The organism is Serratia sp. CY33802, assembly GCF_052169095.1.
Classification (GTDB): domain Bacteria; phylum Pseudomonadota; class Gammaproteobacteria; order Enterobacterales; family Enterobacteriaceae; genus Serratia; species Serratia bockelmannii.
The window spans coordinates 322,265-343,386 of record NZ_JBJNLL010000001.1; the positions used below are offsets into that span (position 1 = coordinate 322,265).

Sequence of the window (21,122 nt, forward strand, 5' to 3'; positions counted from 1 at the left end):
ACGGAACGGGCAGAGGGATAGGCATCGAGACTAGCAAACTCCGTTTTTGCTGGGTAGCCGCCGTTCGGTTATGCTGACAACCGATGATTGTCAGGAGGTGAACATGAAACTGCACCAACTGCAGGCGCTGGTGGCCAGCGCCGACAGCGGCAGCATTCGCGCGGCGGCGCGGCATCTGGGGCTGTCGCAGGCGGCGGTGACCCGCGCGCTGCGCGAACTGGAACAGGAGCAGGCGCTGCCGCTGCTGATCCGCACCCCGACCGGGCTGGGCTTTACCCCCTACGGCAAAACCCTGCTGGCGCACGCCCGGCTGGTGTTGAACCAGCTGGAGCAGGCGCAGGGCGAAATGGCGGCGCTGCGCGGGCGAACGGCGGATCTGGTCAAGGCGGCGATCACCCCGTGGCTGATGTTGACGGTGCTGCCGCCGGCGGTGATGGCATTTCGCAGCAAGGTGCCGGCGGTGCGGTTGGAACTGTCGGAAAGCCTGATGGCCAATGCCCAGTCGCAGCTGCGCGAGGGCACGATGGATTTCGCCATCACGCCGCTGCCGGCGTCGTCGGCGCCGCAGGAGTTCCACTGCGAGCCGCTGCTGGAGTATGAAACGGCGTACATGGTGCGACGCGGCCACCCGCTGGCGCACAGCACCTCGCTGCATCAGCTGCTGGAGCAGGATTGGGTGATGAGCTATACCCAGGAAAGTTTCGATGCGCTGCTCGACGAGGTGTTCCACCGCCACGGCGCGCGCCTGCCGCGCCAGCGCATTATCCAGGCGCATTCGTTCGGCATGCTGCAGGCGCTGGTGGAGTCCGCCGAGATGTGCACCTGGTGCCCGCGGCCGATCGCCGCGCTGCCACAGTTCGCCTCCCGCGTGCAGCCGCTGGCGCTGCGGGAGGGCTGCCAACCGGCGCAGCTGAATATCGTCACCCGGCGCAACAGCATTCTGAGCGCCGCCGCCCATACGTTTATCGATACGCTGGTGCGCACCCTGCGCCAGCAGGTGCGATCGTCGCGGCCGGAAGATCGTCAGATCTACGATCGCGTGCGCCTGCTGATTTAGCGGCCCCCCCGGATCGCCGATCCCGTAAATGGGATCGCGATCCGCATTTGTAGCATTTTTAGCCGCAATGTTAACGAACTGTGATTTTGCTCAAACAATTATTTTTGCAGCTTTGGTTATATGTCGATCAATGTTCACGTTGTCATTTTGAGTTTCTGGGATGTGTGATGATTAATTCATTGAAATTTATCATGTTGTTTCGTTACTTGTTTTTTGTTGGATAAAAATGACAACGTCAACATTAAGAAAATTCAAGCGTTTAACGAGTGTATTGGAGGAAGAGATGAGCCAGTTGCCGGAAAAAATGCGCGCGGTCGTTTGCCACGGCCCGCAGGATTATCGTTTCGAACAGGTGCCTACGCCGCTGCCGAAGGCGCGCGAGCTGGTGATCAAGGTGGAAGGCTGCGGCATCTGCGCCGGCGACTGCAAATGCAAGAACGGCGCGCAGATGTTTTGGGGGGAGAACCCGTGGGTCAAACCGCCGGTGGTGCCGGGGCATGAGTTCTACGGCCGCATCGCCGCGCTGGGCGAGGGCGCGGAAGGCAAATACCGGATCGGCGAGCGGGTGATCGCCGAGCAGATCGTGCCGTGCTGGGAGTGCCGCTACTGCAAATCCGGCAGCTACTGGATGTGTGAGACGCATAACATTTACGGCTTCCAGAAAGACGTGGCGGAGGGCGGCATGGCGGAATACATGCGTTTTTCCGAGAACGCCATCGTGCACAAGATCCCGGAAAGCCTGAGCCATGAAGACGCGGTACTGATTGAGCCGATGGCCTGCGCCATCCACACCGTGGCGCGCGGCGACATCCAGCTGGACGACGTAGTGGTGTTGGCCGGCGCCGGGCCGCTCGGGTTGTGCATGGTGCAGGTGGCGCGCCTGAAAACGCCGAAGAAACTGATCGTGATCGATGCCATCGACGAGCGGCTGGCGCTGGCGAAGGAATTCGGCGCCGACGTGGTGATCAACCCGCTGAAGGAAGATGCCGACCAGATCGTCAAATCGCTGACCGGCGGCTACGGCTGCGACGTGTACATCGAGGCCACCGGCGCGCCGATCGGCGTCACCCAGGGGCTGCAGATGATCCGCAAGCTGGGCCGCTTCGTGGAGTTCAGCGTGTTCGGCAAGGAAACCACCGTCGATTGGTCCATCATCGGCGATCGCAAGGAGCTGGACATTCGCGGCGCGCACCTGGCGCCCTACAGCTATGAAATCGCCATCGATCTGTTCGAGCGCGGGCTGGTGACTTCCAACGGCGTGGTTACCCACAGCTACTCATTGAACGACTGGGACGAAGCCTTCGCCCTGGCGGACTCGACCGACTCTATCAAGGTGATCCTGGTTCCCTGACCCTCCCGCCGTACCGCTGTTGCAGTCACGACTGCCGGCCCGTTCGCAATGGGGGGCCGGTTGGTCGGCCAAACGTAAAGACATGCTGTTGCTCTGATAACCACAACAAGAAGCTTCCCTACAGGAGAATTGGCTATGTTTTCATTATTCAAAAAGACCCTGCCTTTTATCGTCGCCGGTGGAATGTTGGCGGCCAGCCATGGGGCGCTGGCCAAGCAAATCACTATCGGTATGTCGTTCCAGGAAATGAACAACGACTACTTCGTCACCATGAAGCAGGCGCTGGATCAGGCGGCGGCGGATATCGGCGCCAAGGTGTACGTGGCCGATGCGCGCCATGACGTTGCCAAACAGATCGGCGACGTGGAAGACATGCTGCAGAAGAAGGTGGATATCCTGCTGATCAACCCGACCGATTCGGTGGGGGTGCAGTCGGCGGTGATCTCCGCCCATAAGGCCGGCGCGGTGGTGGTGGCGATCGACGCGCAGGCCGAAGGGCCGCTCGACTCGTTCGTCGGCTCGGAAAACTACGACGCCGGCTTCCAGGCGGGCGAATACCTGGCGAAAGCGCTGGGCGGCAAAGGCAAGGTGGCGATCCTCGACGGCATCCCGGTGGTGCCGATCCTGGAGCGCGTGCGCGGCTTTGAAGCGGCGATGAAGAAATACCCCGACATCAAGATCGTCACCAAGCAAAACGGCAAGCAGGAGCGTGACACCGCGCTGACCGTGACCGAAAACATGCTGCAGTCGGCGCCGGATCTGGCGGGTATTTTCAGCGTCAACGACGTCGGCGCGCTCGGCGCCCTGGCGGCGATCGAAAGCAACGGCGCCAAGGTCAAGCTGGTGAGCGTCGACGGCCAGCCGGAAGCCATCAAAGAGATCCTCAAGCCGAATTCGCCGTTCATCGCCACCTCAGCGCAGTTCCCGCGCGACCAGCTGCGCATTGCGCTCGGCATTGCGCTGGCCCGCTACTGGGGCGCCACGGTGCCGAAAACCGTGCCGGTCAAAGTGAAGCTGATCGACCGCAGCAATGCGGCCGGCTTTAGCTGGTAACAGCAGCCGGGTTCGCCCCGCTGCGGCGGGGCGTTCGGTGCGGAGGGCAATACGGTGACACCTTTACTGGAACTGAAGCGAATAAAAAAGAGCTTTCCCGGCGTGAAGGCGCTGGACGGCATCGATCTGGCCATTCAACGCGGCGAGGTGCACGCCCTGCTGGGCGAAAACGGCGCCGGCAAATCGACGCTGGTGAAAATCATGTGTGGCATCTATCAGCCGGACGAGGGCGATATTTTTATCGACGGCGAGCAGCGCCGCTTTAACAACTATCGCCAGGCGATCGAGGCCGGGGTCGGCATTATTTTTCAGGAATTCTCGTTGATTCCCTACATGAGCGCCATCGACAACATCTTCCTCAACCGGGAGATCAGGAACCGCTGGGGCCTGCTGGATCGGCGGGCGATGCGGCGCAAGGCCGAGGCCATTTTCAAGCGGCTGACGGTGGCTATCGATCTCGATTGCCCGGTGGAGCAGCTGAGCGTGGCGCAGCAGCAGTTCGTTGAAATTGCCAAGGCGCTGTCGCTGGAGGCGCGGGTGCTGGTGCTGGACGAACCGACCGCCACGCTGACGCCGGGCGAGGCCGAGCACCTGTTCAGCGTGATGAACGATCTGCGGCTGCTGGGCGTCGGCATGGTGTTTATCTCGCACCACCTGGACGAGATCTTCACCATCTGCGATCGCATCACCGTGCTGCGCGACGGCGCCTACATCGAAACGCTGGCCACCGGCGACACCAACGTGGAAGAGCTGGTGCGGCTGATGGTCGGGCGCAAAATCGAGAACGCCTTCCCGGTGAAACAGCACCCGGTCGATACCGCGACGGTGCTGCTGGAGGCGGAGATCCAGCGTGAGAAGCACGGCGCGACCGACCGCTTCCACCTGCACAAGGGCGAGATCCTCGGCTTCGCCGGGCTGGTGGGCTCCGGGCGCACCGAGACCGTCTCGGCGCTGATCGGCGCCAGCCGCTGCCACCGCAAACGCGTCAGCCTCGGCGGCCAACCGGCGGCGCTGCGCTCCCCGGCGCAGGCGCTGGCGCAGGGTATCGGCCTGCTGCCGGAGAGCCGCAAAACCGAGGGCCTGGTGCTGCCGTTTTCGGTGGCGCAGAACATCACCCTCAACCGGCACCACCGGCGCGGCAAGATTTTCGTCAGCGCCCGTAAGGATCGCGACGTGGTGCAGCGGCTGATCCGCGCCGTGGGGGTGAAAACCCCGGACGCCGAGACCGCCGTCAGCACCCTGAGCGGCGGCAACCAGCAGAAGGTGGTGATCGCCCGCTGGCTCAACAACGACTGCAACATCCTGATCTTCGACGAGCCGACGCGCGGCATCGACGTGGGCGCCAAGGCCGAGATCTACCAACTGATGCAGCAACTGACCCTGCAGGGCATCTCCATCATCATGATTTCCTCCGAACTGCCGGAGATCATCGGCGTGTGCGACCGCGTGCTGGTGTTTCGCGGCGGCCACATCGTCGCCGAGCTGACCGGCGACGACATCGAATCCAACCACATCATGCTTCACGCGACCGGGAGTGCCCTATGATCGGAATTGAACAACCCGCCGTGGCGCGCCGCGCCGCCGGCCCCAGCCTCGGCAAACGCTGGGAAAAACTGCTGCATCACCCGGCGGTCTTGCCGTTTATCGGCTTCGCTGTCCTGTTCGTATTGATGAGCCTGCTGAACGACAGCTTCCTCAGCGTCAACAACCTGACCAACGTGGCGCGCCAGGTGTCTATCAATGCCATCATCGCGGTGGGCATGACCTGCGCGATCCTGACCGGCGGCATCGATCTCTCGGTGGGGCCAGTGATGGCGCTGGTCGGCTCGGTCGCCGCCGGGCTGATGCTGGCGGCGGTGCCCATCCCGCTGGCGATGGTGGCGGCGCTGGCGGTCGGCGCGCTGTTCGGCCTGGCCAACGGCGCCTGCATCGCCTACCTGCGCATGCCGCCGATCATCGTCACCCTGGCGTCGATGGGCATCGCCCGCGGCTTGGCGCTGCTTTATACCGGCGGCTACCCGATCTCCGGCCTGCCCGACGTGTTCGCGTTCTTCGGCCGCGGCACGGTGCTGGGCATCCAGGTGCCGATCCTGATCATGCTCGGCGTGTACGTGCTGGCCTGGCTGATGCTCAACCAGCTGCCGTTCGGCCGCTACGTCTACGCGATGGGCGGCAACGAAGAGGCGGCGCGCCTGAGCGGCATCCGCGTGCCGCGCTACAAGATGCTGGTGTACGTGATCAGCGGCTTGACCGCCGCGCTGGCCGGGCTGGTGCTGACCTCGCGCCTGATGAGCGGGCAGCCCAACGCCGGCGAAGGCTTCGAGCTGGACGCCATCGCCGCCGTAGTGCTGGGCGGGGCGGCGATCTCCGGCGGGCGCGGCGCCATCATTGGCACGCTGGTGGGGGCGATGATGCTCGGGGTACTCAACAACGGCCTCAATCTGATGAACGTATCGCCGTATATCCAGAACGTGGTGAAGGGCGGCATCATCCTGGCCGCCATCTACCTCAGCTCCGTGCGGCGCAAATAGGAGGCGCGATGTCAGTCTTTCTTGGCATAGACGTCGGTGGCACGGTGATCAAGGCCGGGCTGTACCGCGCAAGCGGCGAAGAGCTGGCGATCGCCGAGCGCGACGGCGCGGCGATTGCCGCCCAGCCGGGCTTCAGCGAACGCAATATGGACGCGCTGTGGGATGACGTTTGCGCGGCGATCCGCCAGACGCTGCACGCGGCGGGGCTGGAGGCCGGCCAGGTGCGCGGCGTCAGCTTTTCGGCGCACGGCAAAGGGCTGTACGCCATCGACCGCCACGGCAAGCCGGTCGGCAACGGTATCCTCTCTTCGGACAACCGCGCGGCGGCCACGGCGGCTGAGCTGCGTCGCGCCGGGGTGGGTGCGCAGACCTACCCGCGCAGCCTGCAGCCGCTGTGGCCCAGCCACCCGGCGCTGCTGCTGCGCTGGCTGAAGCAGCGGCAACCGGCGCAGTACGCCGCCGTCGATCGCATCCTGATGGCGCACGACTACCTGCGCTTTCGCCTCACCGGCGAGGCGGCGGCCGAGGTGACCAACATTTCCGGCAGCAACCTGTTTAACCAGCACAGCGGCGCTTACGATCCGGCGCTGATGGCGGCCTTCGGCATCGAAGAGGCGCAGGAGAAGACCGCGCCAACGATCGGCTCGGCGCAGCTGGCCGGGCGGGTGACGGCCGCGGCGGCGGCGCAGTGCGGCCTGCGCGCGGGCACCGCAGTGTACGGCGGCCTGTTCGACGTGGTGGGCGCGGCGCTCAGCTCCGGCGTGGCCGACGATCGCACGCTCAGCGCGGTGGCAGGCACCTGGTCGATCGCCACCTGCGTGACCGAGCGCATCCTTCCCGCCGATTATCCCTACGCCTGGGGGCGCTATTGCATCGACGGCCGCTATTTCGTGCACGAAGGCAGCCCGACCTCGGCCGGCAATTTGGCCTGGTTCCTGCGCCAGTTCTGCGCCGACGACCGGCAGCGCTACGCCCAGTTCAACGCCTGGGTGGCCGAGCGCTGCGAGCAGCCCAGCGGGCTGCTGTTCCTGCCTTATCTGTACGGCTCCAACCTCGGCGGCAACACGCCGGGCGGGCTGATCGGCCTGAGCGCCCACCACGAGATGGCGGACGTGGTGCAGGCGATCTATCAGGGCATCGTGTTCTCGCACCTGATCCATCAGGAGCGCATGGTGCAGCTGAACCCGCGCATCGAGCGGGTGCGCATGACCGGCGGGCCGACGCAGTCCGAGGTCTGGATGCAGATGTACGCCGACGCCGGCAACCTGCCGCTCGAGGTGGTGGAAACCCGCCAGAGCGGCTGCCGCGCCGCCGCCCTGTGCGCCGCCGTCGGCGCCGGGGAGTACGCCGGGTTCGCCGAGGCGATCGCCGCCGCGCCGCCCAAGCTGCGCTGTTATTATCCCGCGACCGCCGCCCACCGGCGCCTGCGCGCCCAGCAGGCACGCTATCTGGCGGTCGCCCAGGCTTTGAGTGAGGTGACTGATGCAAACGACTAACGCCGCCTGTCTGGGGCTGTATGAAAAGGCGCTGCCCGCCGATATGAGCTGGCCGCAGCGGCTGGCCACCGCCGCCGAGCTGGGCTTTGAATTTGTGGAGATGTCGATCGACGAGCAGCCGGCGCGCCAGCAGCGGCTGGACTGGGATCGCCGCCAGCGGCTGGCGTTTATCCAGGCGCGGCTCGACAGCGGGGTGACGGTGCCGAGCCTGTGCCTGTCGGCGCACCGGCGCGATCCGTTCGGCAGCGCCGACGCCGCCACCCGCGAACGGGCGCGGGTGCTGATGAGCAAGGCGCTGGAACTGGCGACGGATCTCGGCATCCGCAACATCCAGCTGGCGGGCTACGACGTCTATTACGAACCGGCCGATCGCCACAGCCGCGAACGCTTTATCGAGGGCATGCAGTGGGCGGCGGCGCAGGCCGCCAGGGCGCAGGTGATGCTGTCGGTGGAGGTGATGGACACGCCGTTCATCAACAGCATCAGCAAATGGCGCGACATCGCCCGCCATGTTAACAGCCCGTGGTTCACGGTGTATCCCGATCTCGGCAACCTCAGCGCCTGGGGCAACGACGTCACCGCCGAGCTGGCGCTGGGCATCGGCAGCATCACCGCCGTGCACCTCAAAGACACCGTCGCCGTGGAGCCGGGCAGCGCCGGGCAGTTCCGCGACGTGCCGTTCGGCGAGGGCTGCGTGGATTTCGCCCACGCTTTTTCTGTGCTCAACGCGCTCGGCTATCGCGGCCCCTACCTGTTGGAGATGTGGGCGCGCGAAGACGGGCAGGATAAGCAACGCATTGCCCAGGCCAAGGCCTGGATCGAACAACAAATGAATGAGGGAGGCATCGCATGCTGAACGAACTCAAGCGGCAGGTGCTGGCCGCCAACCTCAGCCTGCCGGCATACGGGCTGGTGACCTTTACCTGGGGCAACGTCTCGGCGATCGACCGCCAGAGCGGGCTGGTGGTGATCAAGCCTTCGGGCATCGCCTACGAGGCGATGACGCTGGCGGATCTGGTGGTGGTGGATCTGGAGGGCAAGGTGCGCGAAGGGCACCGTAAACCCTCATCCGATACCGCCACCCACCTGGCGCTGTACCGCGCCTTCGCCGATATCGGCGGCGTGGTGCACACCCACAGCCGCAACGCCACCATCTGGGCGCAGGCCGGGCAGCCGATCCCGGCGCTGGGCACCACCCACGCCGACTACTTTTACGGCGACATTCCCTGCACCCGGCCGATGAGCGAGGCGGAGATCGCCGGCGATTACGAGGGAGAAACCGGCAAGGTGATCATCGAGACCTTCAATCAGGCGGGGCGCGATCCGCAGCAGGTGCCGGGAGTATTGGTCTATTCCCACGGCCCGTTCGCCTGGGGCAAGGACGCGGCGGATGCGGTGCACAACGCGGTGGTGCTGGAAGAGGTGGCGATCATGGCGATGGCGACCCGCCAGCTGGCGCCGGCTATCGCCCCGATGCAGCCGGAGCTGCTGGACAAACATTTCCTGCGCAAACACGGCAAACACGCCTACTACGGGCAATAGCGCCCGTCAGCGATTCAACAGCGAGCCGGTGAAGAATTCTCTGCGCACCGGCAGCTCGCCGCGCGGGCTGTGAATGGCGCTGAACAGCAGCTCCGCGGCGATCTCCCCCAGTTTCTGCGTATCGTGATACACCCCCGGAATGTGCAGGCCGTAAGCGCCGGCGCGTGGCGGCTCGTCTATTGAGAAGAACTTCACCTGCTGATAAAGCCCCATCTCGTGGCAGATAGCGATGGCGCCCAGCGTGATGATGCCGTTCAGGCCGATGATGTAATCCGGGCGGTTCTCCGGCTGCGCCAGATAGGCGCGCACCTCGCTCTCTTGCGAGGTGAAATCGTAGTCGCCGTTGATGATATGAATCTCACGCCCGCTGTCCTGCAGCGCCGCGACGATGCCGGCGGTGCGCGTTAAGGTTATTTCCGAATCCGCCGGGCCGCCGATAATCAGCAGCTTCTGCTCCGGCTGCTCCGCCAGATAACGCCCGGCCAAAACGCCGATCTCGCGGTTATCGAGGAACACGCCGCTCAGCTGCTGATCGTAAAGATCGCGGTCGATCAGGATCAGCGGCACGCCGTACACCTCGGCCAGCTCGAGATAGGCAGGGCGGTAGCGCTTGTCGTCGCGCACCGCCGACAGCAGGATGCCGCGCGCCTTGTAGCCGAACAGCGCCTGAATGGCGCGCATTTCAGCCTCTTCGCTGCCGTCGGTGTCGAACAGCATGATCTGGTAGCCCTGCTGACGCGCAATGCGCGACACGGTCTTGATCAGGCCGGAATAGAACGGGTTGTACATGCTGCTGGTGACGATGCCGATAATCTGGCTGCTGCTGCTTTTCAGCCCCTGTGCGAACGCGTTGGGCACATAGTTCAGCTCTTTGGCGATGGCGTGAATGCGCTCGCGGGTTTCCGGCTTGACCAGCTCGGGCTTATTGAAGGCGCGGGAAACGGTGATATTGGTCACCCTGGCGCGGCGGGCGATATCCACGATAGTGGCATTGGGATTGGCTTTCGACACCGTCTTTCCTTGCGTTATGCCTCAACAGATCCCTTATTGTAGGGAAAGGGCGGGGGCGGTGCTAGGGGGGAGTTGGGGGGGAGAGGGAAATAACACAGTGTAAATACATTAAATAATAAATTTTGTTGATTAATGTTTTATTTAATTATTTGTATGACTATATTCTCTTACCGGAAGGTTTAGTAAAGTGTATTCTACGGGGGAAGGCTGTTTTGTGCCAAAATCGGACATTCGTTGTACATCAGGACGAATAGGGGACATTATTTGCTGTAAAAATAAAGCAGGCTCGCTTTGATAAAATTAGTAGGCATGTTTATTTGTTTCTGATGAAGGAAAATAACGCTAATTTAGGTGATTAGATTGATAATAGAGTGGGAAAAAAGTAATAAATTTCCAGCGCGCTTTTTTCCATGTTGACATTGGTTAATTTTAAATGACTATTTTTACCCATAAATTGATATCGGTATATCATCTGGTGAAGCCAGAGAGGACGAGCCGGAAAAATATAAAGCTGTTAGGCAAGTAATTAACTTTCCCAAAAACAAACTATAGAGGTAGCAATGACTGGAACAAATCGTTCAAAGGTAACAATTTTAGAACTTGTTATTCCACCCATTTCTAATCAAGAAGCAGTTTGGTTTAAAGATGAGCCTTTTGCTAAACACATGAAGCAAAGCGATTTCTACATGATCGGTGGAAAAGCTAAGTCAAAATTTTCTAAAGTTCGTACCAATGAAGACAAGAGTAAAATTCTCTTTGATGTTTTTGTAGGCGACAATCATAAAAGCAGCGGAATCATTCATATATATGAGTTGGAGTCGGTCATTGATTTTAAGGGTAATAACTTTGGTATTGGCTGTGGGGATGAAGCAATAGAGTTTTTCTATGAAAATAATGGAGAAAATATTCTATTGGATCGGTTTACACCAGAAAACATCTTATGGTATCGGTCTAGAGAAGCAGCTGGTATATCAGGATTAGATAACTATGCGGATGTATTGGTTTATGACCTACTTTACGTTGGAATAGCAAAAAAAGGAGATAGTTATGATCGCCTAATAGCTAAAGGTCATCAGGCCCGCCAAGAAATACTTTCGAATGAGCCACAGCGTTATCCTGGTGCTAGAGTTACTGATGAGATTTTTCTTTTCCTATTCCATGCTGAACCTTTATTTATCACGACGTTCGGTTCTGGTAGCGATATAGATTTGGACTTTGATTACGATCACAAAAGGATTATTGCGGATGCCGAGAAAGCTTTCGTAAGCTTGTTGCAGCCAAATTACAATACAGTCAGATTTAAACAATATCCAAAAGGATTGGATGGGTTATATGACTCTAAGTTAGATAGATATAGTTACTCTATAGGTGAAGCTATCACCTTTAATACCCCTCACGGTCAAATTAAAGGAGGTAGAAATGGAGATTTTGGGGGGGTAAGTAACAAGGCTGATTTTATATCAGTCGACAAGGAATCTGCCAAACTTTTCATATCAGGCGTTGACTTCCCTAATGATGAACCCAACGTCTAACAAGCGCATGTTGTTGGACTGGTTGTCTGCTATGTTCCAAACCAATCGCAAATGCGAGTGTTATGTCCGCACTCGCTCAAAGCGGAACCAAAATTAATCTGAAACATATAGCATTTGTGACTATCAATTTGGTGGCTCAGGATTTATTCAGCCACCATTAAACCCTTCTGGTATCGCATAGTTAGTATTGGAAGCCATCTTGATATCCTGTTGCCTTGAAGATTTACAATTAGTTCGTTTTCACCCCTTCGCCAAAAACCGAACCAAGTTCGTATCCCACGGCTTCTATGTGTACTTATTGAACTCTCTGGCTAGTATCAGCAAAACTACATGCGCTCGCGTAGAGCATCAACACCCTTAAATTTCCAGAGAGTGTCAGAAGCGAACGCGGCTAACATCATGATGTACTAGTCAACGGGGGGCAGGTCACGGTAACACCACCGCTAATCTAGCAGCGACTTTTCACCCCTCAACCTCCCGCCACAATCCCGGCAACAACCCCAGCGTCTCATCAATCAGCGCCCGCCGGTCATTGCCCGGCTTCCAGATGGTCACCATGGTTTGGCTGATCCCCTGGTTGCCCACTTCGGTGCGCAGCGTGTTGACGCTTTTCCACTGTTCGGCATGCATATGCGTCGGCAGGAATCCCCAGCCGCAGCCCTGTTCGAGCAGGGCGCGCAGCATTTCCAGCTCGTTGGTGAAGATAGTGTGCCCTGAAATTTGCAGGCGGCGCGCCACGGGCTCGTCAGAATCCGGGTGCATGATCACCTGCGGCGCGAGCGAGAGCTCCAGCAGTGAAAGCGGCTGTTCCGTGCCGGGGAAAAGCGTTTTGGCGGCGTAAAAATCCATCTCTATCGCCCCTAAGGCGCGCCACTCCATGGCGTCGCCCACGCTGCGGTTGCGCGCCTGGCAGATACCCAGATCGGCCTGGCCGTTTGCCAGCAGCCTTTCCGCTTCGTCGCGTGAGGCGTTAATCAGGCTCAGCCGCGTGTTGCGTTGGGCCATGGCGGCAATCAGCGCTTGCAACAGCGCGCGGGGTGTAAAGGGATCGTAGACCAGCGAGATTTCCTGCGCCGCGCTCTTCGGCACGTCTTTGGCAAACGCCTCAAACGCTTTCACCTGGCGCATCAGCAGGTGCGCCTGGCGCTGCAGCTGTTCGCCTTCCGGCGTCAGGTGCAGGCTGCGCCCCTCGCGCAGAAACAGCGCATAGCCCAAGCCATCCTCGAGAAAATCAATCAAATCGCGCAGCGTCGTGCGGTCTTTGCCCAGCTTGAGCGCGGCTTTCGCCAGGCTGCCGTGCTCGGCGACGGCGGTGAAGGCTTCCAGTTGGGCAAAGGAATAAATCAGGCTCGGCACGCGGTTCTCCCGTCGATTTTTCGGGGGATTTTCCCCCATCAGGCGTTTTTTATTATAGGCCGCGTTTTTTTAAGCTGAACGCCTTCCTGAGCTAAGCGAGAAAAAATATGAAAAGCAAAGTGTTTAACCGCAGCCTGCTGGCGGGCGTTGTCATCAGTCTCTGTAGCGGCCTGTTGGCGCCCGCCGCGCTGGCCGTCTGTGCGGGCACCGAACTCAGCGCCTGTCCGGCGCCTTTCGATGCGCAATTGCCGGACACGCACGAGATGCTCACCTGGAGCCAGAGCGATCGGGTGATCGGTTTTCGTAACGACTACCGCAACTATGCCGGGGATGTGTTTCATCACGGCAGTGCCACACCGCTGGTGGCTGCCGCTAAACAGCTAACGAATGCCAGCTATCAGGTGAATGGCAAAACCTACAGCCTGCAGGACTATCTGCAGCGCCAGAACGTCAGCGGCATGCTGGTATTGAAAGACGGCAAAATCGCCTGGAAATACCTGGGGCAGGGCAATACCGACGCCACCCTGTGGACGTCGCGCTCGGTGGGCAAATCGGTGGTCGCCACGCTGGTGGGCGTGGCGATTAAACAGGGCAAGATCCACTCACTCGACGATCTCATCACGCAATACGAACCCGATCTGAAAGGCACCGCGTGGGATGGCGTGACCCTCAGGCAGCTGATCACCCACACCTCCGGCGTTGCGTGGAATGAGGATTACACCAACCCGAAATCGGACTTCGCGCAGCTGACCGAGTGTGAAGCCAGGCCCGGCACCTACGCCTGCGTGCGCAAGCTGGTGGCCGGCTTGCAGCGTGCGCACCCTGCCGGGCAGAACTGGTCTTACTCCTCCGGCGGCGCGTGGCTGCTGGGCGACGTGCTGGAGCGCGCCACCGGCATGCCGCTGGCGGCCTATCTGCAGCAAAGCATCTGGCAGCCGTACGGCATGGCGAGCGACGGCGTGTGGCATGCCTACGCCAAAGGCCAGCACGACGTGGGCGCGCACGGCTTTAACGCCACGCTGGAAGACTGGGGGCGCTTCGGCGAGTTCATTCTGCATAATGGGACGTTGCCGAACGGCAAACAGATCTTGCCGGAAGATTGGGTAGCCCAGTCGTCCAACTGGACGCGGGCGGTGGGCTCGGTGTCGGCGGCGCATCCCAACGGCATTTACGGATTCCAATGGTGGAACAACGAAGTGCCGGTGAATGCGACCAACGTTGAGCCTGTTCCGCAGGCCTCCCTCAAGCATTCCCTGTGGGCGCTGGGGATCTTCGGCCAGATGATTATGGTCAATCAGGCGGAGAATCTGGTGATCGTCCAGTGGTCCACCTGGCCGCAGGCGGAGCCTTCTTTCAGCGCGCAACCGCTGGAGGCGTCGCTGATGTTTAGCGCGATAGCGAAGGAATTGCGTTAACGTCGGCTGGGCAAGCAGGGGCTGGATGGCGGTTGTCATTCAGCCCCTATTTCTGTCCTTAACGCTATCAATCTTTGCCATACCAGGATTTAAAATACTTTAGGAAACTGTAGGCCACGGCATAAAACCCAGTAACGGCGCCGACTTTGCCTTCCTTCCATGCGCCGCTCAGTACGTACCATTTGAAAAACGCGCCGATCGCGCTTACGACGCCACGAAATATCGAGGGCCTGATGTCTCTGTATTTGACTACCCTTGTCGTATAGCTATTGAGCTTATTGAGTATTTCATGGAGAGAATAAAAAGTATCGTGCTTAACATTGCCGGGAATGACCGACGTGTGAATATAGCCTTCAGCGGCATCATCTACCGGAGCATCATTGAACCTGACCTGTGTTCTATTGAACAGTCGAACGGGGTAGTCCGGTGAGGAGATGGGATAAATTGTTCTGACTGGCTGTCCGAGTACAAACCAATTCCTTTTTATTCTATAGGCTTGCTGTGGTGGCGGGTTTGCCTGCGATTTGAATGTTAAAATGGACGCTATGGTTTCGGCATCAAGGATTTCGTCGCTGTCCAGGCACAGTACCCAATCATGGTGAGATTGAGAAATCGCAAAGTTCATTTGTCGTCCATGCGTTTCGAAACGATGGTAAATAGGGCTTATTCCAAAGCTTTGGCAAATAGACAGCGTTTTATCCGTACTTCCGGAGTCCACCACAATCCACTCATCCGCAATGCCCATGAGTGGAGAAAGCACCTCGTGTAATAAACGAGAGGAGTTAAAAGTCAGTATACAAACAGCTATCTTTGCCATTAACTAACATCCTTAAAAATCGCTGAGCAGGTGAGCGCGTAATGTTTTCTCTGGAATGGAAATTGCGATTCTCTTCTTATCCCTTATCAACCTCAGAAAATGCCTAACCCCGTCGATCAAACCGATAAACCAGCGCCAGCGACAATGCCAGGAGTAAAAGCGGCGGGGCGAGGGCGGTGAAGGGCGCGTTGAGGGCGAACAGCAACCCCAGATTGAGGACGATCTGGTAAGCGATGTAGGTCAGCAGCCCGATGATGACGCCGAGCGCTAATCGGCTGCCCATGCCGGGCGCGCGCGGGGCGGTGAAGGTAAACGGGATGGCCAGCAAAATCATCGCCAGCACCAGCAGGGGCTGGCCGAGTTTTTTCCACAGCGCCAGGCGGTATTCGGTGCTGGGCTGCCCCGAGCCCTGCAGGTAATCGATATAGCGATCCAGCTGTTGGAGCGAGAAGCTGCCGGCCGGCAGGGTCAGCTCTTTCAGGCTCGGCACGGCGAACAGCGAGCGCCAGAGCAGGCTGTCTTGCCGCTGAATTGTCTCCTTTCTGCCTTGCCAGCTTTTTTGCATCACGTTGTGCAGCAGCCAGCTGCCGTCGGCGGCGGTGCTGGCGCTGTCGGCGTAAATGTAAGATTCCAGCGCGTGGTTGGCCTGATAGCGGAAGATCTCAATGCCGTGGGGCTGGTCGTTCTCATCGACGGTTTTGACCGTCACAAACTCGTTGCCGCGCCGCGCCCACAGCGGGTTAACGGTGACGTCGTTATCGTTCGACTGCGCCAGGGCGTTGTTCTTCATTTGCAGCGCGCGTTGCTGCAGCGGCGAAGCGGCCCATTCATCGAGGGCGCCGAGCGAGAGGTTCATCAGCAGCCCGGCGGCGAGCATCACCAGCGCGATGCGGAATATCGACATCCCGGCGGAGCGGATCGCGGTCAGTTCCAGACTCTTGGAAAGCTGCCCCAGCCCGACGATGCCGCCGAGCAGCGCGATAAACGGCCCCAGATCGACCAGGCTGCGCGGCAGGGTCATCACGGTCACCAGCAGCGCCTGCTGCCAGCGGTAGCCGCCCGGAGTGACGTCCTCCAGCTCGTTGATCAGCGTAAAGGTGGTGAACAGCGGGATGAGCAACCCGGCAGCGGCGGCGAAGCCGATGAACACGTTGCGCATTAGGTAGCGGCTAAAAATGGTCATCGGGAGGGTTTCCGCAGCAGGGATAAGTCGCGCGCCAGCAGCAGGGCGATGCCGACAGCCATCGCTATCGGCACCAGCCAAACGCCGGGGATCGGTGGCAGAGAGCCGTTGGCCACCAGCGTGCGGCAAATGTTGCCGCCATAGAAAATCACGGTAAACAGCACCGTCAGGGGCAGCAGCGCGGCGTAGCGCCCCTGCCGCGGCTTGATGCGGCTCAAGGGGATCGCCAGCAGCACCATCAGCACGGTGGTCAGCCCGCGGCTCTCGCGCCATTGCAGTTCGGCGGCGTCGCCCGGATCGGCGGAGCGCGCCAGCTCCGCCGGCGAGGCCGACTTGTGCCGGCTCTCGGCGCTGGGCACGAACGGTTTAAGCGCGATGTCGAAATTGTCGTAGTTCTGCCCGTTGTCGTCGGCGCCCTCACGATCCAGCACATAGGCAGTGCCGGTTTTCAGCCGCACGGCGGGGCTGGCGGGAGAGGCGTCGAGCACCTCCACCGACTGCGCGCGGTACAGGTTGGTGTGATGGCCGCCGCGCACATAAATCAGGGCGTCCGTCAGGTGGTTGGCCGTTTTGTCGACGTGATTGGCGAGGATCATGCGGCCGTTGCCGCTGATGTTGAATTTGTCGGCCTGCAGGTGGCTCACGTCCAACACCGATTGCGACTGTTGCTGCAGCTGATAAATATTGGCGTACGCCCAGGGCCTGCCATACAGCGACAGCAGTGTGACCGCGATCGCCAGCGGCACGGCGAGTAGCAGCACCGCCTTGTACAGTCGCAGCGGGCTGGCGCCGGCGGCCAGCATGGCGGTGATCTCCGCATCGCTGTACAGCTGGCTCAGCGCTACCGCCACCGAGACATACAGCGCGACGGGCAATATCATCTCCAGCGCGATCAGCGATTTATAGAAAATCACGTCGGCCACCACCCGCAGCGCCAGCGTGCCGTTGGCGGCGTCGGTCAGGTAGCGCTGGGCCGAGTAGCTGGCGAACATGAAGATCAGAAACCCGGCGATCATCATCACCAGGCGGCGGATCTCAACCGTGATATAGCGTTCAATCAAAGACATGCGTCATCGGCTCCCGGCGGCGTGCGCGTCATGGCGTTTCCTGCGCGATCAGGGTGCGCAGCAGGGCGATCACCTGGTCAACTTCCTGCGGGGTGAGTGCGCCGTCCTTCGCCCACTGCACGCGCCCGGCCTTATCCAGCACCACGATGGTGGAGCTCTCCTCCGGCAGCCGCCAGGCCATGCGCCCCAGCCCGTCGCTGTCGACGATGAACTGCGCCCAGGGGTAATGGCGTTTGTTTTTCTCGATCTTGCCGCGCACGAAGAAGCCGGAACCCGGTATCGCGTCGTCGGTGTTAACGATGGTGGTCGGCTGGAAGCGATCGCCCGGCAGGTTCGCGTCCTTAACGGCGTTGATCAGCAGCGAGTTCTTCTTTTTGGCTGAGGTGCGCCCGGCGATGTACTGGATCACCCGCACCTTGCCCGCCAGTTTTGCGCTGTTCCACGGCCGGTAGCTGAAATCGCCGTTGCGCAGCAGCAGCTCGCCGCGATCGGCGATGGCGATCGGCGCCACCGGCCGGCCATGCACGAAGTTATGCGCAGATGCCGCCAGCGGCGACAGCAGCAGCGCAAGGGTCAGCAAGCGAGGTAACGTCATCATGGCTACGGGCAATGCGCTTATCTGCCGGCCGCGACGGCCGACGGGGAAAACGACAGCGGAAAGCGCGCCAGCAGCAGCTCCAGGCGCTGGCGGATGTCGATATCCAGGATCGCCGGCCGGTCATAGATATCGCCGCCGGCCAGCTTGTCCGCCACCATCACGTCGTGCCGGTCGCCCATCAGGCCGTTAATCGCCGCCAGGAAGCGCGAGATCTGCCGGGCCTCGCGGTTGTCCGGATCGATCGATCTCAGCGTGTCGTAAAACGACACCTGGCGGCTGACGATTTTGCGCACGTCGTGGAACTGATGCCCGGTCAGCGCCGGGCCGGCGATCAGCGTTTGCAGCTGGCGCATCTGCTCCTGGCGGTAGGTGATAAAGCCCTGTGCGCTTTCCAGGCGGGTGTGGCGCAGCGCATAACGCACGTATGACCACACCGGCTTGCTGAGCAGTAGCCGCAGCAGGTTGCCGTACAGCGTGAGGTTCTTCTGGTTGCCGTTGCGAAACGCGTCCTGAAAATGGCCAAGTACCACGGTGGTGGTGTGGAACAGGCGGTTGGCGCGGTGGGGCGCACCGTACAGCTGCTGGGCGAAGCGCAGGTGCTTGTAGCGGGCGCGGATATATTTGTAGCGCATGCGGGTAGCCGCCGCCAACTGCGGGTCTTGCAGGAAACCGTTCACCAATTGCAGCAGCTCGCGGCGGGAAAAACCGTCTTCCCAAAACTGCAGGCACAGCGCGTAGTTGTCCCGAATGCTCTCGGGGGAGCATTCCAGATCGATCTGCTGCGGCAGGCTGATATTCGCCTCGACCAGGTCATCCTCTTCCACCGCGACAAACAGCGCCTGGGTGGTTTCGGCGGAGAACTTCTTCCAATTCGTGATAGCGGTCATTGATTACTCTCTTTGGGCACATTCAGCCCCAACATAAAGCGATTGCGGTAGGCGCCGATCGTCGGTATCAGGGATAACAGCACGTCTAAACATTGCCCCAGTAAATAAGCGAAGGCGGCGCCCTGCACGCCGAAGGCATACGCCATCGACACCAGCAGCGCAATGTAGGCCGCCGAGGCCGTCGCCTGCGCGATCAGGAAAGCGCGCTGCTTGCCTGCCATAAACAGTAAGGATTCCTGCGGGAAGCCCATCATGGAGACGATGATCGCGCCCAGCATGATTTGAATCAGGTCATAGGCTTCCAGGTATTGCTGCCCGAAGACGGCGGAAATGAGCGGTTTGCCCACCAGCAACATCAACACCGCGACGGCCAGGCCGATGCTGCCGGCCAGCAGCGAGGAGCGCAGGCCCAACAGCCACGGGGTCTTGGTGCGCGGATCCAGGCGCATGATCTCGGGATAGAAGCTTTTTTCCAGCAGCTTGGCCGGGGTGCCCGTCGCATCGAAGAAGGTCATGGCGATCTTGAACAGCCCGGCGGCGGCCGGTCCGAGCACCACGCCCACCAGCACGGTGGTGCAGGAGTTGCGCGCGGCCCAGATGGTATGGGCGATGTTGGTGGTCCAGACGAAGTTCCAGGCGCCCTCGATGCGGCGCGCGACGTTGAACAGGCGTGGCCTCAGCGCGCCGTGGATATCGCGGCGGCGCAGTTCGCGCGCGGTGAACCACCAAAACAGCGTGCCGCCGATCAAGTTAGAGGCGTACCAGGTGACGATAAAGCCGGGGAACCCCAGATCGAAATAATAGGAGATGACGCTGCCCACCGCCTGCAGGAACGGCTTGATCGCCTGCTGGATGGCGATGAGATCGAAGCGGTTGAAGGCGCGCAGCACGCCGGTCGGCGTGGACGAGGTCATCGACGGGATCAGGGTGCAGTACAGCATGGCGAGCCAGAAGCTTTCGCTGTCCAGCCCCAGGGCGTGAGACAAGAACGGCAGCATGATCATGCCGCCCAGCACGGCGATGACGCCGCTGGCGATATCCAGGCCAAAGGAGAAGGCGACGACGTCGCGGAAGCGCCCGGTATTTTGATGCTCCAGCGCCGGGGTGCCGAATTGCACCACAAACTGCCAGGTCTGGAATTTGATGAAATCGCTGACCGCTTTGGTGTAGGCCTGGATCACCACCAGCACGCCGAACATTTCAGGCGACATGCCTTTCCCGGCGCAGGAGAGCGCCAGCAGGCCGAGCAGCGCGCTGGCGACGCTGCCGGAGCCTAAATAGGCGGCATTACGTAAAATGGAGCGAAACGCGCCATCGGAAAACCACCGTTTCATAACCAAAACCAGCCGTTATCGTTGTTTTGCTGCACTTTTTGTTCCGCCGTCATGCGCTTGCCCTGTATGCGTTTAATAAACCTGAGTTTCTTCGCCGGCGTTTTCGCCGGGTTGCCCGATATCGCTCTGTGGGCGCTTCGCGGGATTCACTACGGCGGAAATGGCGTTGAGCGCGTTGCTCAGCACCTCGTCGTAAGGGGCTCTGGCGTCCAGCTCGATGATGCGCGCACCGTTGTACTGCAGGCGCACCATAGCGGCGATCTTGTCTTTCAGCTCTTCATAGCTGTGATCGGGCTTGCGGGAAAATGCCGTATCGACGTCGATATCAAGGCGAATGATCAGCGCCGGCCGATAGACGGCCATGCGTTGATATAAACGGCGTTCGCGCGCCGCCAGGCGGCTCAATAGCCAGCCTTTTGCGCGTTCCACGCCGATGCCGGGCCCATCGTAGTAAAAACCTGAAATTTCCGCCTGCGGGTAGCGATCGCTGACCACCAGCACGCCGCTCTGCGCCAGCCGTCGCACCTTGCGCAGGTTGGCGGCGCGCCACAGCGAAAAGCCGTACATGATCAGCGCCGCCCACAGCGCCGGCGGCCTGTTGCTCATGCGCTGGGTTTTATCGGATTTGGCCGCGAGGCGCCGTTCCAACCACACGCCGATGAACGGCAACTTCTTGATTTTGTCGCCGTCTTCGCCGGAGATCAGCCCCAAATAGCGGCGCTCCGTGGGGCGATGTTGCTGCAGGTTTTTCACCAGATCGGCGGTCAGCGTGGACTTGCCCGTGCCGTCGCTGCCCACCACGGCAATCAGCCCGGTGATGCAGGTGGGAGAGGTATCCTGTTCGGCGGTGAGTTTATTTTTTTTCATCTGTTTCGGTACGAAAAGGTTATTT

19 protein-coding genes are annotated in these 21,122 nt (G+C 60.4%); 10 read left to right on the forward strand and 9 right to left on the reverse strand.

The annotated features are described in order from the left end of the window. The first annotated feature begins 103 nt into the window (after positions 1–103). The 8 genes from ACJ8HA_RS01565 (at position 104) to araD (ending at position 9,030) form a co-directional block, all read left to right on the forward strand. Positions 104–1,057 (forward strand): LysR family transcriptional regulator, encoded by a 954-nt coding sequence (locus tag ACJ8HA_RS01565; RefSeq protein WP_311271720.1) that lies wholly within the window; start codon positions 104–106, stop codon positions 1,055–1,057. Between the two features lie 283 nt (positions 1,058–1,340). Further along, positions 1,341–2,408: an erythritol/L-threitol dehydrogenase gene (locus ACJ8HA_RS01570; RefSeq protein WP_016927009.1), complete on the forward strand. Its 1,068-nt coding sequence runs from the start codon at positions 1,341–1,343 to the stop codon at positions 2,406–2,408. 135 nt (positions 2,409–2,543) lie between these two features. Then, a complete protein-coding gene (locus ACJ8HA_RS01575; RefSeq protein ID WP_015378502.1) occupies positions 2,544–3,461 on the forward strand; it encodes an ABC transporter substrate-binding protein in 918 nt (305 codons plus the stop codon). A gap of 54 nt (positions 3,462–3,515) precedes the next feature. Further along, a complete protein-coding gene (locus ACJ8HA_RS01580; RefSeq protein ID WP_043136367.1) occupies positions 3,516–5,006 on the forward strand; it encodes a sugar ABC transporter ATP-binding protein in 1,491 nt (496 codons plus the stop codon). Then, positions 5,003–5,992, forward strand: coding sequence for an ABC transporter permease (locus ACJ8HA_RS01585; protein WP_089181125.1), 990 nt, complete (start codon positions 5,003–5,005; stop codon positions 5,990–5,992). The genes ACJ8HA_RS01580 and ACJ8HA_RS01585 overlap by 4 nt, the downstream gene beginning before the upstream one ends. Positions 5,993–6,000: 8 nt before the next feature. Beyond that, positions 6,001–7,488: an FGGY-family carbohydrate kinase gene (locus ACJ8HA_RS01590; protein WP_043136360.1), complete on the forward strand. Its 1,488-nt coding sequence runs from the start codon at positions 6,001–6,003 to the stop codon at positions 7,486–7,488. Beyond that, positions 7,475–8,344: an L-ribulose-5-phosphate 3-epimerase gene (locus ACJ8HA_RS01595; protein ID WP_089181124.1), complete on the forward strand. Its 870-nt coding sequence runs from the start codon at positions 7,475–7,477 to the stop codon at positions 8,342–8,344. Before ACJ8HA_RS01590 ends, ACJ8HA_RS01595 begins: the two co-directional genes overlap by 14 nt. Next, positions 8,338–9,030, forward strand: coding sequence for an L-ribulose-5-phosphate 4-epimerase (araD, locus tag ACJ8HA_RS01600; RefSeq protein WP_021505898.1), 693 nt, complete (start codon positions 8,338–8,340; stop codon positions 9,028–9,030). Before ACJ8HA_RS01595 ends, araD begins: the two co-directional genes overlap by 7 nt. Before the next feature lie 6 nt (positions 9,031–9,036). Here araD and ACJ8HA_RS01605 read toward each other — a convergent pair whose 3' ends face one another. After that, positions 9,037–10,041: a LacI family DNA-binding transcriptional regulator gene (locus tag ACJ8HA_RS01605; protein WP_151428928.1), complete on the reverse strand. Its 1,005-nt coding sequence runs from the start codon at positions 10,039–10,041 to the stop codon at positions 9,037–9,039. A 560-nt stretch (positions 10,042–10,601) separates the two neighbouring features. Here ACJ8HA_RS01605 and ACJ8HA_RS01610 point away from each other — a divergent pair. Beyond that, the gene (locus ACJ8HA_RS01610; protein WP_442515162.1) at positions 10,602–11,573 is read left to right on the forward strand and encodes a hypothetical protein; all 972 of its coding nucleotides are present in this window, start codon (positions 10,602–10,604) and stop codon (positions 11,571–11,573) included. 462 nt (positions 11,574–12,035) lie between these two features. Here the strand turns inward: ACJ8HA_RS01610 and ACJ8HA_RS01615 are convergent, their stop codons facing one another. Further along, positions 12,036–12,929 (reverse strand): LysR family transcriptional regulator, encoded by an 894-nt coding sequence (locus ACJ8HA_RS01615; RefSeq protein ID WP_142590215.1) that lies wholly within the window; start codon positions 12,927–12,929, stop codon positions 12,036–12,038. Between the two features lie 107 nt (positions 12,930–13,036). Between ACJ8HA_RS01615 and ACJ8HA_RS01620 the strand changes: the two genes are divergently transcribed. Continuing rightward, on the forward strand, positions 13,037–14,344 hold the full coding sequence (locus tag ACJ8HA_RS01620) for a serine hydrolase (protein ID WP_442515163.1): 1,308 nt from the start codon (positions 13,037–13,039) through the stop codon (positions 14,342–14,344). Positions 14,345–14,411: 67 nt separating this feature from the next. Here ACJ8HA_RS01620 and ACJ8HA_RS01625 read toward each other — a convergent pair whose 3' ends face one another. The 7 genes from ACJ8HA_RS01625 to ACJ8HA_RS01655 form a co-directional block, all read right to left on the reverse strand. Beyond that, positions 14,412–15,161, reverse strand: a complete 750-nt coding sequence (locus tag ACJ8HA_RS01625; RefSeq protein WP_043143064.1) for a glycosyltransferase family 2 protein — start codon at positions 15,159–15,161, stop codon at positions 14,412–14,414. 103 nt (positions 15,162–15,264) lie between these two features. After that, positions 15,265–16,344 (reverse strand): LPS export ABC transporter permease LptG, encoded by a 1,080-nt coding sequence (lptG, locus tag ACJ8HA_RS01630; protein ID WP_442515164.1) that lies wholly within the window; start codon positions 16,342–16,344, stop codon positions 15,265–15,267. Beyond that, positions 16,341–17,411 carry an LPS export ABC transporter permease LptF gene (gene lptF, locus ACJ8HA_RS01635; protein WP_442515165.1) on the reverse strand — a complete coding sequence of 357 codons (1,071 nt, stop codon included), beginning with the start codon at positions 17,409–17,411 and terminating at the stop codon, positions 16,341–16,343. Before lptF ends, lptG begins: the two co-directional genes overlap by 4 nt. A 28-nt stretch (positions 17,412–17,439) precedes the next feature. Next, positions 17,440–18,006, reverse strand: a complete 567-nt coding sequence (locus ACJ8HA_RS01640; protein ID WP_089181689.1) for a YtfJ family protein — start codon at positions 18,004–18,006, stop codon at positions 17,440–17,442. Positions 18,007–18,026: 20 nt separating this feature from the next. After that, a complete protein-coding gene (locus ACJ8HA_RS01645; protein WP_025303505.1) occupies positions 18,027–18,896 on the reverse strand; it encodes a hypothetical protein in 870 nt (289 codons plus the stop codon). Beyond that, positions 18,893–20,230: a lipopolysaccharide biosynthesis protein gene (locus ACJ8HA_RS01650; protein ID WP_197813437.1), complete on the reverse strand. Its 1,338-nt coding sequence runs from the start codon at positions 20,228–20,230 to the stop codon at positions 18,893–18,895. Before ACJ8HA_RS01650 ends, ACJ8HA_RS01645 begins: the two co-directional genes overlap by 4 nt. Before the next feature lie 72 nt (positions 20,231–20,302). Further along, positions 20,303–21,097 (reverse strand): hypothetical protein, encoded by a 795-nt coding sequence (locus tag ACJ8HA_RS01655; protein ID WP_043143074.1) that lies wholly within the window; start codon positions 21,095–21,097, stop codon positions 20,303–20,305. Positions 21,098–21,122 lie beyond the last annotated feature (25 nt).